Source organism: Anaerococcus nagyae (genome assembly GCF_017874535.1).
GTDB classification, from domain to species: Bacteria; Bacillota; Clostridia; order Tissierellales; family Peptoniphilaceae; genus Anaerococcus; species Anaerococcus nagyae.
Genome location: NZ_JAGGLS010000001.1, coordinates 211,855 through 225,141, shown reverse-complemented (window position 1 = coordinate 225,141; position 13,287 = coordinate 211,855). Strand labels below are relative to the sequence as shown.

Here is a 13,287-nt window from a genome sequence, read left to right as displayed (position 1 = left end):
ATTTTACTTATAAGATTCTTCTACTCTAGCAACTTCATTGGCGAGTTTTAGATAATATTGTTGGGCTACTTCTAGTTCAAAGAGGCTTGAATCATCAAAGTATGCTTGCATTTCATCTACTAATCTTTTAAGTTTAGGATCTTCTCCATGTTCTTCTTTTAATTCGCCTGCTCTGGCTAATAACCCATTAATGCTGTGAATAAGGCCCATGGTTTTTGCTTCTTTATCATTTTCAGTAAGTAGTTCACGCAATGTCCATTTAACATTATTTTCCGTCTCTCCTGCCTTATGTTGTATAGCAAGACCATTTTCTCTCATTAGATCTAAGAATTCAAATAATTGATCGCGATCAAATCCTGCAAAAAGTATGAATGGAAAATCTAAACTTGCATCAAATTCTAAATCTTTATCATTTTTTTCATAGCCATCGAAACCTAAAAGATAGCCAATGTTTTGATCAATATCATCTTTTTCAACACGAATAATTTCAATGTCTTTGCTATCAGCAAGCTCCTTAAATTTTTCTATGTCGTAATCTTTTTTAATATTATATAATAAAACTTTTGTCATAATTTCCTCACTTTACTAAAACAACTATACTTTATAAGCAAATGATAAACAAATAATAAATCTGGGTATAAGTATCATAAATACTAGACATAGGGAGGGACTATGGCAATTAAAACAACAGCTGGTTACCAAAGACCAGATTATCAATTAAAATTAAAGCAAGTAGAAAGTTTATTAAGACAAGCAAAAGATGTTTTTAATCAATTAGATAGAGCGGAAAGAAAAATCGATAGTAAATATGATTACTCATCTCATGAAGCTCTTAGAGGAAATTTTTTAGGAAATTTCTTAAGAGGAAATAAGGTTAGTGCTGTTAATAGCAATATTGATCGCGCACAGCAAGCGTTATTAGATTTTCATGCAAATTTACTTTTATTTGATGAAAGATTAGCTAATAAGATTTCATTACCAAGCAAAATGAGTGAATTTTCTTCAGCTAATAGTAAGCCGAGTGATGTTGCTATTAAGACTAATATGCGTTTTAAGCAATTTGATATCACAAAATCTAAGAGAACAGTTCAAACTATAATTAGAAGACTAGAAGCTGAAAAGAAGAAAACTGTTTACGAAATTTCTAAAGAAAAAGAACTTGATGAATATATTAAAGATGATTATAAAGGTTCTATAACAGAGCCAAAGAAAGATAATAAGAAAAAATAGTGAAAGAAAAGAGCGCTTTTATGAAACGCTCTTTTTATGTGAACTTTTCTAAATTATTATCTATTAATTTATTAATAGCAAATCCAACACCTGATTTTCGGTTAGATTTTGTTATAAAATCTGCGTGTGATTTTAATTCTGCTACAGAATTTTCCATAGCTACTGCAAATCCAGCTTGCTCTAGCATGGGTATATCATTTCTCTCGTTACCAATGCTCATTATTTCCTCTTGTTTTATACCTAAATCCTCTGCCATTACGGATATGGCATATCCTTTATTGGTCTTTTTATTCATTACTTCAATTAAAAATGGGGCTGTTCTAACAGCATAATATTTTTCGCAAAGATCCTTTGGCATATTGCTATAAAGTTTATCTACAGCAGATCTTTTACCTAAGATTAAGATACGACCGAAAGTTTTATTATCAGCAAAATCATCGTATTTTACATAGGTTATAGGGAGTTTTGATATTCTAGCATCTATTTTAGTATAAATACTCGGCTTTTTGTGTCTTGAATAAAATCCCTCATGATCCATTGCAGAAACTTCTACATTAAAATCTTTTACTAGATCATCTACAATTTTTAAGTCTACTGGATTTTGGAAAGTGCCTGAAATAGGCTTGTGGCTTGCATTATCAAAAATATATGATCCATTTTGGCAGACAGTAAAATTTCCCTTTCTATCTAAACCAATTTTTTTGTTAATGGATTTCATACCAGAATAAGGTCTGCCGGATGCTAAAGCTATATGTACTCCCATATCACGAGCCTTGTCTATAGCCTTTATATTTTCACTTGTAAGTCTTTTTAGTGGTGTAACAAGGGTGCCATCCACATCAATGGTTATTAATTTAATCATAGTAGAACTATACCTTTAATAAGTAAGACAAGCATATAGCTCTAAATAATTAGGCTTACCTAAAAATATATTTACAAAGTGCGAAAAATATATTATAATATTCCTGAATGAAACAAATATAAGGAGTAAAATATGAAGAAAAGAATTTTAGCGTTGATTTTGATTATGGCAAGTTTGGTAGCTTGTTCTAATAAAAAAGATATAAATAATGATGATACTCGAGCAAAGATAAATACAAAAGAAGTGACTGATAAGAAAGCTATTACAGTTACTACTACATTTATAGCGGATATGGTAAATGAACTTATTGGGGATAAAGCAGATATTGAGCTGATTATACCTGCTGGAGAAGACCCTCATCTTTATGTTGCCAAACCAGAAGATTTAAAAAAACTTAAAGATGCTGATTTAGTTTTATATCATGGTCTTCACTTCGAAGGGAAAATGGTAGATGCTTTAGAGGCTGTTGGTTATCCTATAACTGAAACTTTTGATAAAAAAGATATAGGTCAGATGGATGAAGATGGAGAAACTATAGTTGACCCACATTTTTGGTTTGATATTGACCTTTATAAGGAAGCTTTTACCAATACAGCTAATAAATTAAAAGAACTTTACAAGAATGATGAAAAAATGCAAGATTTAATTGATACTAATTGCAAAAAGTACTTAGCCAAACTCGATGATTTAAATACTTATGTAGTAGATAGATTAAATGAGTTACCAGAAGATAAAAGATATTTAATAACACCTCATGATGCCTTTAATTATTTTTCAAGAAAATATGATATAAGTGTTATGGCACCACAAGGTGTATCTACAGATTCTGAGTTATCTAATAAAGACTTAGAGGATACAGCAAGTTTTATTGCTGATAAAAAAATAAAGGCCATTTTTGCAGAATCTACCACAAATCCGGAAAGAATGCAGAAATTAGCTGACATAGTAAAAAGCAAGGGTTTTGAAACTAAGGTAGTAGGTGGAGAGGGTCAAGAACTTTATTCGGATTCTTTATCGGCTAAATCTGGTGAGGCTGACACATATATTAAAATGTATAAGCATAATATAGATCTTATGGTCGATAATTTAAAGTAGGTAGAAATGGATTATGCAATAGAGGTAAAAAATCTTGATGTTTCTTATGGTAATAATTTGGTTTTAGATAATATAAATGTCAAGATTCCCATTAATACAAGAAGTGCAATAGTAGGATCAAATGGAGCTGGCAAGTCTACTTTTATCAAAGCTATCTTGGGTCTAATAAAAAAGGATAGAGGAGAGATTAAAATTTTGAATAAATCTTTAGAAGAAGTTAAGACATCTATTGCCTATGTTCCTCAAAAAGATTCTGTAAATTGGCAATTTCCAACCACTGTAATAGATGTTGTTATGATGGGAATGTATAAAAAAATGAAGTCCTTTGGTCGTATATCTAATAAAGAAAAAGCTTTAGCTATGGCTGCCCTAGAGGAGATGGGCATAGCAGATTTAAAAAATAGGCAAATCAATAATCTATCAGGTGGGCAAAAGCAAAGAGTCTTTTTAGCAAGAGCCTTGGTTTCTGATGCTGATATTTATATACTAGATGAACCCCTAACAGGAGTTGATATGAAAACAGAAGATATTATATCAGATGAATTTTTGAGACTACAAAAAAGAGGAAAAACAATTATAGCTGTTCATCATAATATATATACTCTCAATAAGTATTTTGATAATCTTGTTGTTTTGAATAAGGATATCAAATATTGTGGACCTTTATTCATTAATAAAATTGATGAAGTAATTAACCTTGGATTTAGGAGTTAGCTATGAAACTTTTGAGTTTATACTCTTTTAAGATAATATTAATAGGAACCTCTCTTTTGGCAATAATATCTGCTATAGTAGGTTCCCTGAATGTTTATAAATCTCAATCTCTTATTGGGGATGCTTTAGGTCATTCAACATATCCAGGCATAATCTTAAGTTTTATGTTAAGTGGTCAAAAAAATCCAACGATTTTACTTATAGGCGCTATGCTTACAGCTAGCCTTTCTTATTTTCTGATACAGTATTCTAATAGGAATAGTAAAATTGGAGCTGATGCAAATATGGCCATACATTTAACAGGATTTTTTGGTCTTGGATTACTTCTTAAGTCATATATTCAGGGTAATCCTGTTTATTCTCAAGCTAGTAAGGCAGGACTTGATAAGTATATTTTTGGGCAAGCAGCTTATCTTATGAAAGAAGATATTTTTTTGCTTGCTATAGCTTTTTTGATTTGTCTATTTATAATTATCTTAAATTATAGAGATATAAAATGTTATTTATTTGATAGAGAATTTGCTGAAATGATGAGTATAAGAACCAATAAATTAGATTACTTAATTTTATTTATGACTATTCTAGTCATTGGTCTTGGGATAAAAACTTGTGGTGTAATACTTATTAGCTCTCTATTAATAATACCTACTATTACTGCTGCAAAGTTAAGTGATAAATTTATAGGAGTTTTGATAATCTCTAGCCTTTTATCAGTCCTTGCATCAGTAGTTGGAAGTATTATATCAACAGCATATGTTGGATTTTCTACAGGGCCTACTATTATTCTTTGCCAAGGATTTATAGCTATTCTTGTAATTACATTTACAAAATTTTTAAAGATAAGGAGCTAGCTTATGATTGATTCACTTATAGTTTTAATAATAACTTCAATAACTTGCTCCTTACTTGGTGTATTCTTGATTTTGAGAAATCTTTCTATGCTTACAGATGCCATAAGTCATACGGTATTGTTAGGTATAGTTTTGGCATATTTTTTAGTTAAAGATTTAGACTCTCCTTTATTAATAATAGGTGCATCTTTAATAGGTTTACTTACAGTTTATCTAGTAGAAAATATAGGTAAAAGAGGAATTAGTAAATATGATGATGCCATAGGTATGGTATTTCCAATATTTTTTGCGCTTGCCGTAATACTTATTAGTAAGTTTTTTAGAAATGTTCATCTAGATACTGATGTTGTTTTGATGGGGGAAGTTTTATTTTCCTCTTTAGTAACTGCTAATATATTTGGTCATCAGATATCTGTGGCAATAGTTTATGGAATATTAATTTTGATATTGACTATACTTTTTATAATTATTAATTATCAGAAGTTAAAAATATCTACTTTTGATAATAATTTTGCTTATTTGATAGGCATACCAACTAGTTTTTTATTTTATGGACTGATGACATTAACTAGTATCACATCAGTTATTTCTTTTAATAGTGTGGGTGCTATACTAGTTATATCGTTTTTTATAGGGCCTGGAGCTAGTAGTCTTCAACTTGTAAAGAGTTTAAAATCAGCGCTTATAGTGGCCTGCATTATAGCAGCTATAAATTCTATAGTGGGATTTTATCTTGCCCTATTCTTAAATGTTTCTGTGGCAGGTTTTATTGCATTTATCAATATGATTACTTATCTAGCTATACTTTTAGTTAAGAAGTATATTAAATATACAAATTAAGGAATATTTAGTAGTTAGATAAGGAAATTTAGACATATGCCAGAAGTAAATTCACAAAAGGAAGATTATTTAATAACAATTTTCAAACTGATGGGAGAAGGGGAGAAAGTAACTAATAAATCCATAAGTGAACAGCTTGACTTGGCTCCATCTTCAGTTACAGAGATGCTTAAAAAACTTAAAGACCAAGGTCTAGTTAAAAATAGCAAAGAGAATATACTAACAGATAGTGGTCTAGCTTTAACAAAAAAGATTTTATCAAAGCATAGATTATGGGAGTACTTTCTTGAAAAGGAACTAGAATTTTCTTGGAAAGATGTCCATCCTATAGCGAATAATTTGCAATCTGTAACAGATGATGAATTATTAGACAAGTTAAATGCTTATCTAGGATATCCTGATTATTGCCCTCATGGTTCAGTTATTTTTATTAACAATGAAAGTTCTTCAAAGGATCTTATAAAAATGAATCAAGCAAATCCAGATAAAGAGTATATAATTAGTAGAATAAGAGATAAAAGAGATTTACTTGAGTATTGCGAATCTATTGATATAAAAATAGGCGATAAAATAAAACTTATTGCTTATGATAACTTTGATAATACGGTTATTGTTAAAACTAAAAATAAGGAAATAAGAATCTCTCCGAAAGCTAGTAAAGATATATATTTATTAGATGAAAAATAAAACTTATTATATTGCAAGTTTTAATATTTATTATAAATGGGTATAAAATTAAAGTCACAAAGAGAATTCGTTAAATAGTATATAAGGAGTTAAAATATGATTATAGGAATACCAAAAGAAATAAAGGATAATGAAAACAGAGTTGCTGTTATACCAGGGTCTGTATTAGAACTAAGTAAAAATAATACAGTTTACATCGAAAAAGGTGCAGGAATTGGATCAGGTATTTCAGATGAAGATTATAAAGAAGCTGGAGCAGAAATTTTAGATACTGCAAAAGAAGTTTGGGAAAAATCTGATATGATTTATAAGGTTAAAGAACCTCTAGAAGAGGAATACCAATACTTTAGAGAAGGTCTTATATTATATACTTACCTTCACCTAGCAAGTAATAAAAAATTAGCACAAGCTTTAGTGGATAATAAAGTTATAGGTATAGGTTATGAAACTGTTCAACTAGAAAATAAACTTCCATTACTACGTCCAATGTCAGAAATTGCTGGACGTATGGCTGTACAAGAAGGTGCAAGATATCTAACAAGTCCAGAAGGTGGAGAAGGAATCCTACTTCAAGGTGTACCAGGTGTTAGACCTGCAAACGTAGTTGTAGTAGGAGCTGGTACAGTAGGTACAGCTGCAACAAGAATAGCAGTTGGTATGGGAGCTAGAGTTACAGTTCTAGATGTTAATATTGATGCACTTACAGAAATTACAAATATATTCCCAGATAAGGTAGAAACACTTTATTCAAATCCACTTAATATCAAAGAAGCTACTAAAAATGCAGATTTAGTAATTTCTACAGTATTAATTCCAGGACGTAAAGCTCCACAACTTATCAAAGAAGAATATGTAAAAGAGATGAAAGAAGGCTCAGTAGTAGTAGACGTTGCTATTGACCAAGGTGGTTCTACAGACCTTACTAAGAATAGACCAACATCACACTCTAATCCAGTGTTTAATGAATATGGAGTAGTTCACTATGCTGTAGCAAATATACCAGGTGCGGTTGCTAGAACAAGTACTTACGCATTAAGCAATGCTACAACAAGATATGCAAAAGCTATAGCGGATAATGGCCTAAAAACAGCTTGTGAAAGATTCCCAGAAATAATCAGTGGTATTAATACATTTGAAGGAAGCATAGCTTACGAACCAGTAGCAGAAGACCTTGAAATGGAATATAAAGAAATAAATATGTAATATGTTTACAAATACATTAAAAAATAGAGCTGGTCAAACAGCTCTATTTTTTAATATAAAATTTTATTAAATATTTAATAAATTAGTGATTGGAAGAAAGAGACTTCCTTAATAATAAAACAGCCAACGCTTCATGTTGACTGTTGAAAGCTCTCACGGAGTTTGCAAAATATATGCTAAGAAGAGTTTAAGTGAGAGAGCACAAAAGTTTGAGGGTAAGGACCTTTGCACATATAGGTAAACAGTTTATATAATTTTTTATTAAGGAAGAGTACGCATTGCGATGAAAATTAATACGTTGAACTATAACTGTTTCCTTATTAAGTATGATAGTGGATAATTGTTTTAGAAACATAAGAGATTTGTAAAGTATTTGTTAAGTTATATTTATTTTAATAAAAAATATATAATGTTTATCGTATTATTACAAAGTAAGATTAAATTTATATTTTTAATAGTCTTGATATCTGTTATAATATTTCTAGAATAAGAGGAGCATATGGGATTTACTTTATTTACGCTTAGTGAACTAAGCTTGTTTTTAATAAATACTTTAATAAAATTTAAAGATGAAAGGGAGAAGAAACTTTTAGCAGGGTTAATGTTTTTTATCATGTTTATCTTTGCAGCCTTTCGTGGTTCTGGAGATGCGGATTACTATAATTATTTGTGGTTTGCCCGTGATATAGGAACTGATTTTTCTAAAGTTATGAATTTTTCATATCCTGTAGAATTTTCTTTTAGATTATTTTCCTATCTAATAAATATTTTAAGCTTATCACGTCAGTGGATAATTGTACTTATGAATATTTTATCTATTATTCCTGTAGCCTTTATAAGTTTAAAGTATAGTCCAAATCCTTTTCTATCAGCCTTAATATTTTTACCTATATTTATCCAGTTTGATATGCAGACTGCAAGAACTGCTAGTGCTGTGGGGCTTGGACTAATAAGTATACATTCTTTTAGTGAAAAAAGATGGCTAAAGAGCTTTTTATTTTTTCTATTTGCCTTTAGTTTTCATAGAGCGAGTATAATTCTCTTGCCATTTTTATTTTTTATGTCTTTTAGTATAGGCAATCTTTTTAAGATTATTACAGCGGGTTTAGCCTTTGTTATATCGGTATTTTCTAGTTTTATGTTTAGAATGCTAGCTAATATATTAGCAGCAATAGGACTTGGAAGAATGTCTACTAAGGTAATGACCTATACTTTTACAGGAAAATTTGCAGGAGCTATGAAATTTTATGATCCTAGGATAATTTTTGTTATAGCTTTATTTATGACAAGCTTAATGTATTTTAACAAAAAGAGTTTCGATAAATTATCTATGAAAGAAGCGAGTAACAAGGCTATTTGGTTTAGTCTTTTAGTGTTATTAGTATTTAGATCATCTATAGCTATAGCTTTCAGATTTTCAACATTTTTTACAATATTAGAGATTATTTACATACCACTTGTTATGGAAGAAATAAAAGAGGAAGATGAGCTGGGCAGATTTTTGATAGGATTAAGTGTTCTAATATTTTTAATTCCTTATGCCATATTTTTAATGGCTAAGGCACCAGCTTATGATTTTTTCTTTACAAACTTAAATGCTATCCATTCGTTAAGGTAAGGAGGACAAATGGAAAAAATAACTACAAAACAAATTATGGAGTCAATCAAAAGGAATAAATGGCTTATTTTAGTTCCAGCTCTTGTATTAGGACTTGGAATTTTTGGGACAAAAGTTTTAAATAGTGATTCTTATGAGGCTCAGGCAGTACTTATGGTAACAAGTAATGACGATGAACCCATCAGTTATAATAAGTTGATTTTAAATGAGAAATTAGCAAATATTTATGCACAATTTTTGGAATCAGAGGATTTATACGAAAGAGTATCTGAAAAACTAGATACAAACTTAGAATCAGATGATATTGAAGATAAATTAGAGTATGAAGTAAATCCACAAGGCGGAGTAATTAGCTTTAGTTATAAAGATAGAAATGAAAATCGAGCAAGAGATAGCCTTACTTTAATAATTGAAGAGTTTAGAGATTATGCTAAAAATTATCTAAATATGGAAAATATTGAATATCTACAAAATGTTGTGGTTAAAGAATCATCTAAGACTAGAGGAATAGTATTTTCTATCATAGGACTTATAGTAGGAGCTTTAGTAGGTCTTTTAATACTATTAATTAAGGAAATTTTTTCCGATAAGATAGAAGAGGCTGATGATATAAGACAACTTGGCCTTGAGGTTTTAGGAGATTTTTCCTATGATAATAAAAGTGAGCTTGGTAAGATTAGAAGAAAAATCATAAATACTTCTAACAAAGCAGTTATTGGTCTAAGTTCTATAAATGATAAATCTTATGAAGCTAATATCACAAAAAAATTAGCTGAGAGTATAGAGGCACCAGTTGTATCTTCACAAGGACTTGATTATAGGCAAGTCAAAAAGCAAATTCTAAATTATGATGTGGATAAGGATTATATACTCGTAGATGAAGAGTCTCTAGAAAATTCAGAAGCCTATGATTTAGCAGGTTTAGAAGATTATAAGATAATTGTTGCTAAAAAGTCTACACATAAAAAAGATTTAATAAAGCAAGTTAGAGAATTAGAAAGACTTGGTATAAAAGTACTAGGGGTGATTTATTATAAATAAGCGCTTAATTTTACTCATAGCTCTAACATTAACATCGTGTACAAATCAAGTGACATATAATCCTCAGCATATAGAAATTAAAGAAAATAAAAAAAGCAAATATATAGATGAAGAAGTCCAAATAAATGGACTTTATGAGACTATAGAAGATGCTAAAATGTACTCTAAAGCAGATGATAGCACAGCTTTTGATAGTCTTGATAAAGGTTCTGTAGTAACAATTCTAGAAGAAGCTGAAAAAGGATTTGTTAGGGTAGACTATAATGGGAATCAAGCTTATGTGAAGGTAAGCTTATTAAAAGGTATCTAAGTATCTGTAAATTAAACATTGTAAGGAGTAAATGATTCTATTATCATTATGGATATATGATAGGCTAATATCTAGATCAGAGACTCCTTACTCCGATTTGCAAAAATTTATCAAAAAGTTATAATATACATATGCACTAGGGGTGCCTTATGGCTGAGAATATACCCTTAAACCAGTTCAAGGTAATGCTTGCGGGGGAAAGTGTCTGACCTCTTATTAGCATTGTGCTAGAAGGAGGTATTTTTTATGGAAAATAATAAAAATTGGACAACGAGAATGTTAACTGAGGGAGCTATTTGTTTAGCCTTATCATTTGTGTTGGGACGTATTAAGCTTTTTACCATGCCTCAAGAAGGTTCAGTTACTGCTGGACAAATGATTCCTTTGATTATATTTGCTATGAGATATGGAACAGGAAAGGGGTTTGTTGTTGGAGCCTTATATGGGATTATAGATATGATGCTAGGTGGGGGTATATATCATCCAGTGCAAGCAATCCTAGACTATCCATTAGCGTTTGGACTGTTAGGTCTTGCTGGGATCTATGCAGAAGAATTCCAAAAGACCAAATCAATAGCACCTGTGTTAAAAGGATCTGCTATTGGAGTTTTAGCTAGATTAATTTGTCATGTGTTGTCAGGAGTTATATTTTTTAAAGAATATACACCAGAAGGGATGAATTCATGGGTTTATTCAATAACCTATAATGGATCTTTCTTGGCGGTAGAATTTATAATAACTGTATTAATCATATATCTACTAAGAAATTTCTTGACAAGAGATTTACCTAAATTAGAAAATAGATAATATTTTTTTGGAGCAAGCTTTAACTTGCTCTTTTTTTATTTAATTTAAAAAAATGAAAAAAGTGCTTGCATTTATTTAAAACCATGCTATAATATTATTGTACTAAGATAGTAATACAATAATACAAATTAAGGAGACGTAGATGGACTTTGATAATTCTAGACCTATCTATCTGCAACTTCTAGAAGAATTTAAGCTAAAAATATCGACTGGACAATGGCCCGCAGGTTCTAAGATTGATTCCGTAAGAAACCTTGCAAGTACTTATGAGGTCAATCCAAATACGGTTCAAAAAGCTCTGGTAGAGCTTGAGCGTGCTGGACTTACAGAAACCAGACGAACAGCTGGTAGATTTGTTACAGAAAATAAAAACTTGATATTAAAATTAGAAAATTCTTCCTTTTATGAATTAGCAGACCAATTTATAGAAGGAGCGGAAAATTTGCACTTAGATATTAATCAAGCTATTGATCAATTAAGGTTATATTGGGAGGGAAAAGATGATTGAGGCTAAAAACTTAACTATGGTCTATAACGGCAAAGCTGTTTTAGACAATGTCAACTTAAACTTAGATGATGGGCAGATTGTTGGACTTGTAGGTGAAAATGGATCTGGTAAAACAACGCTTATAAGAATACTTGCAGGTCTTGAGAGAAACTACCAAGGTAGAGTAAAAATAAATGGTGAATTACCTGGTGGAGATACTAATAATATGGTGTCATATCAACCAGATCATCTGGCTTTAGATGATAACTTAAAAATCTATCAAGTAGTAGATATATATAATAAATTTTTTGAAGACTTCTCTAGCGATCAATTTTATAAACTATTAGAAAAATTTGAAATATCCAAAGATCTAAAGATTAAGGAATGTTCTAAAGGAATGAAAGAAAAACTTCAAATAGCCTTAACTTTATCAAGAAAATCTAAGATCTATCTTTTAGATGAACCATTAAGTGGTATTGACCCAAAATCAAGAAAGATGGTTTTAACTACTATAATCGATAACTTTGATTATGATGGAACTTTGCTTTTATCAACACATTTAATCGGTGAAGTAGAACGTGCCTTAGATAGAGTCCTATTTATGGATCATGGTAAACTAGTGGTAAATGAGAGCGTTGATGATATAAGGGAAAAACACCACATGGGTGTTGAAGATTACTTTATGGAGGTTATATAATGGGAAAACTTTTAGGACAAATATTTAAAGAAGACTTTAAGTCTATAATATTATGGTTATTATTGCCAATAGCTTCGGCCTTAATGTTTTTACAATTATTAAATATCTTTAAAGATAGCCCTTTTTTAGGAATTGGAATGACAATTTCTATGACTTTGCTTACCATAGGTCCTCTTATAGCTCTAGGGATAGCTGCTAAAAATGATTATGAAAGATTCTATGGGAAAAATGCAGCCTTCTATTCAGCCTTACCCTTAGCTTCATCAGCAATTAGTGGTGCAAGGCTTGTAGGATTCATATTACTAGGGATTTTAATAGCTATTGTTACTTTTATAAACTATATCATATTAATATTAGTTACTTCTAACTTAAGCATAGGAGAGCTTTTAGACTCAATAGCAAATGGTATCGGACAAATAGGTTCAAATACTGTGCTTGCTTTGATAATTACTATATTTACTATAGGACTTTATTTAGTAAATATAATAATGCTAGCTAATACAGCTGGATCTACTAAGTTATTTGGCAAAAAATCAAAATGGACACCTATAATTATATTCCTAGTATTATTTTTTGCCCTAGGTATGCTATCATCTAAGATTCAAGCATCTGCTTTAGCTGAGTATGTATCTTCTACTTTTAATTATGGGCCAAATAATTTAGAGATATCTGCAGAGCTTCCTAGTGCTTCTATGGCTTTTCCTATAATTATAAATATAGTAATATCAGCTATTCTTTATGGTCTAACATATTACTTCCATGATAAAAAGTTATCAGTAAACTAAGAAGTTTTGAGGGGGATACTCCCCCTTTTTTCTTTTATAAAATATTGATTTGGTGTATAC

Annotated in this window: 16 protein-coding genes and 1 riboswitch; of the genes, 14 read left to right on the top strand and 2 right to left on the bottom strand. The window is 30.3% G+C overall.

The genetic code is table 11. The annotated features are described in order from the left end of the window. Positions 1-3 precede the first annotated feature (3 nt). Positions 4-570: a DUF3783 domain-containing protein gene (locus tag J2Z39_RS01085; RefSeq protein WP_209813361.1), complete on the bottom strand. Its 567-nt coding sequence runs from the start codon at positions 568-570 to the stop codon at positions 4-6. A gap of 102 nt (positions 571-672) precedes the next feature. On the opposite strand from J2Z39_RS01085, the gene J2Z39_RS01080 reads away from it, so the two are divergent. Then, on the top strand, positions 673-1,230 hold the full coding sequence (locus tag J2Z39_RS01080) for a hypothetical protein (RefSeq protein WP_209813359.1): 558 nt from the start codon (positions 673-675) through the stop codon (positions 1,228-1,230). 34 nt (positions 1,231-1,264) lie between these two features. On the opposite strand, the gene J2Z39_RS01075 is transcribed toward J2Z39_RS01080, so the two are convergent. Further along, a complete protein-coding gene (locus tag J2Z39_RS01075) occupies positions 1,265-2,092 on the bottom strand; it encodes a Cof-type HAD-IIB family hydrolase (protein ID WP_117520195.1) in 828 nt (275 codons plus the stop codon). A 132-nt stretch (positions 2,093-2,224) separates the two neighbouring features. Here J2Z39_RS01075 and J2Z39_RS01070 point away from each other — a divergent pair, with 132 nt between their 5' ends. The 13 genes from J2Z39_RS01070 (at position 2,225) to J2Z39_RS01010 (ending at position 13,227) form a co-directional block, all read left to right on the top strand. Next, complete coding sequence (locus tag J2Z39_RS01070; RefSeq protein WP_117520193.1) at positions 2,225-3,187, top strand: metal ABC transporter solute-binding protein, Zn/Mn family; 963 nt, start codon at positions 2,225-2,227, stop codon at positions 3,185-3,187. A 6-nt stretch (positions 3,188-3,193) separates the two neighbouring features. Beyond that, entirely contained in the window at positions 3,194-3,901 is a 708-nt protein-coding gene (locus J2Z39_RS01065) for a metal ABC transporter ATP-binding protein (RefSeq protein WP_117520191.1), read from the top strand. A 2-nt stretch (positions 3,902-3,903) separates the two neighbouring features. Further along, positions 3,904-4,752, top strand: coding sequence for a metal ABC transporter permease (locus J2Z39_RS01060; protein ID WP_209813356.1), 849 nt, complete (start codon positions 3,904-3,906; stop codon positions 4,750-4,752). Between the two features lie 3 nt (positions 4,753-4,755). Continuing rightward, entirely contained in the window at positions 4,756-5,592 is an 837-nt protein-coding gene (locus J2Z39_RS01055; protein WP_117520187.1) for a metal ABC transporter permease, read from the top strand. 36 nt (positions 5,593-5,628) lie between these two features. After that, positions 5,629-6,279 (top strand): metal-dependent transcriptional regulator, encoded by a 651-nt coding sequence (locus J2Z39_RS01050; protein ID WP_209813353.1) that lies wholly within the window; start codon positions 5,629-5,631, stop codon positions 6,277-6,279. 96 nt (positions 6,280-6,375) lie between these two features. After that, positions 6,376-7,482, top strand: coding sequence for an alanine dehydrogenase (gene ald / locus J2Z39_RS01045; protein WP_209813350.1), 1,107 nt, complete (start codon positions 6,376-6,378; stop codon positions 7,480-7,482). 499 nt (positions 7,483-7,981) lie between these two features. Continuing rightward, entirely contained in the window at positions 7,982-9,100 is a 1,119-nt protein-coding gene (locus J2Z39_RS01040) for an EpsG family protein (RefSeq protein ID WP_117520181.1), read from the top strand. A gap of 9 nt (positions 9,101-9,109) precedes the next feature. Beyond that, positions 9,110-10,141, top strand: a complete 1,032-nt coding sequence (locus J2Z39_RS01035) for a YveK family protein (RefSeq protein WP_209813348.1) — start codon at positions 9,110-9,112, stop codon at positions 10,139-10,141. A gap of 49 nt (positions 10,142-10,190) precedes the next feature. Beyond that, on the top strand, positions 10,191-10,451 hold the full coding sequence (locus J2Z39_RS01030; protein ID WP_117520177.1) for an SH3 domain-containing protein: 261 nt from the start codon (positions 10,191-10,193) through the stop codon (positions 10,449-10,451). A gap of 128 nt (positions 10,452-10,579) precedes the next feature. After that, a riboswitch (TPP riboswitch) is annotated at positions 10,580-10,668 on the top strand. Between the two features lie 29 nt (positions 10,669-10,697). After that, complete coding sequence (gene thiT, locus J2Z39_RS01025) at positions 10,698-11,258, top strand: energy-coupled thiamine transporter ThiT (RefSeq protein WP_117520175.1); 561 nt, start codon at positions 10,698-10,700, stop codon at positions 11,256-11,258. Between the two features lie 142 nt (positions 11,259-11,400). Further along, positions 11,401-11,766, top strand: coding sequence for a GntR family transcriptional regulator (locus J2Z39_RS01020; RefSeq protein WP_117520173.1), 366 nt, complete (start codon positions 11,401-11,403; stop codon positions 11,764-11,766). Further along, positions 11,759-12,442, top strand: coding sequence for an ABC transporter ATP-binding protein (locus J2Z39_RS01015; RefSeq protein WP_117520171.1), 684 nt, complete (start codon positions 11,759-11,761; stop codon positions 12,440-12,442). Before J2Z39_RS01020 ends, J2Z39_RS01015 begins: the two co-directional genes overlap by 8 nt. Next, on the top strand, positions 12,442-13,227 hold the full coding sequence (locus J2Z39_RS01010) for a hypothetical protein (RefSeq protein WP_117520169.1): 786 nt from the start codon (positions 12,442-12,444) through the stop codon (positions 13,225-13,227). The genes J2Z39_RS01015 and J2Z39_RS01010 overlap by 1 nt, the downstream gene beginning before the upstream one ends. Positions 13,228-13,287: the final 60 nt, after the last annotated feature.

Bases quoted from the DNA above. Each gene is read 5' to 3' on its own strand.
- J2Z39_RS01085 (WP_209813361.1), bottom strand. From the start codon at position 570: ATGACAAAAGTTTTATTATATAATATTAAAAAAGATTACGACATAGAA.
- J2Z39_RS01080 (WP_209813359.1), top strand. From the start codon at position 673: ATGGCAATTAAAACAACAGCTGGTTACCAAAGACCAGATTATCAATTA.
- J2Z39_RS01075 (WP_117520195.1), bottom strand. From the start codon at position 2,092: ATGATTAAATTAATAACCATTGATGTGGATGGCACCCTTGTTACACCA.
- J2Z39_RS01070 (WP_117520193.1), top strand. From the start codon at position 2,225: ATGAAGAAAAGAATTTTAGCGTTGATTTTGATTATGGCAAGTTTGGTA.
- J2Z39_RS01065 (WP_117520191.1), top strand. From the start codon at position 3,194: ATGGATTATGCAATAGAGGTAAAAAATCTTGATGTTTCTTATGGTAAT.
- J2Z39_RS01060 (WP_209813356.1), top strand. From the start codon at position 3,904: ATGAAACTTTTGAGTTTATACTCTTTTAAGATAATATTAATAGGAACC.
- J2Z39_RS01055 (WP_117520187.1), top strand. From the start codon at position 4,756: ATGATTGATTCACTTATAGTTTTAATAATAACTTCAATAACTTGCTCC.
- J2Z39_RS01050 (WP_209813353.1), top strand. From the start codon at position 5,629: ATGCCAGAAGTAAATTCACAAAAGGAAGATTATTTAATAACAATTTTC.
- ald (WP_209813350.1), top strand. From the start codon at position 6,376: ATGATTATAGGAATACCAAAAGAAATAAAGGATAATGAAAACAGAGTT.
- J2Z39_RS01040 (WP_117520181.1), top strand. From the start codon at position 7,982: ATGGGATTTACTTTATTTACGCTTAGTGAACTAAGCTTGTTTTTAATA.
- J2Z39_RS01035 (WP_209813348.1), top strand. From the start codon at position 9,110: ATGGAAAAAATAACTACAAAACAAATTATGGAGTCAATCAAAAGGAAT.
- thiT (WP_117520175.1), top strand. From the start codon at position 10,698: ATGGAAAATAATAAAAATTGGACAACGAGAATGTTAACTGAGGGAGCT.
- J2Z39_RS01020 (WP_117520173.1), top strand. From the start codon at position 11,401: ATGGACTTTGATAATTCTAGACCTATCTATCTGCAACTTCTAGAAGAA.
- J2Z39_RS01015 (WP_117520171.1), top strand. From the start codon at position 11,759: ATGATTGAGGCTAAAAACTTAACTATGGTCTATAACGGCAAAGCTGTT.
- J2Z39_RS01010 (WP_117520169.1), top strand. From the start codon at position 12,442: ATGGGAAAACTTTTAGGACAAATATTTAAAGAAGACTTTAAGTCTATA.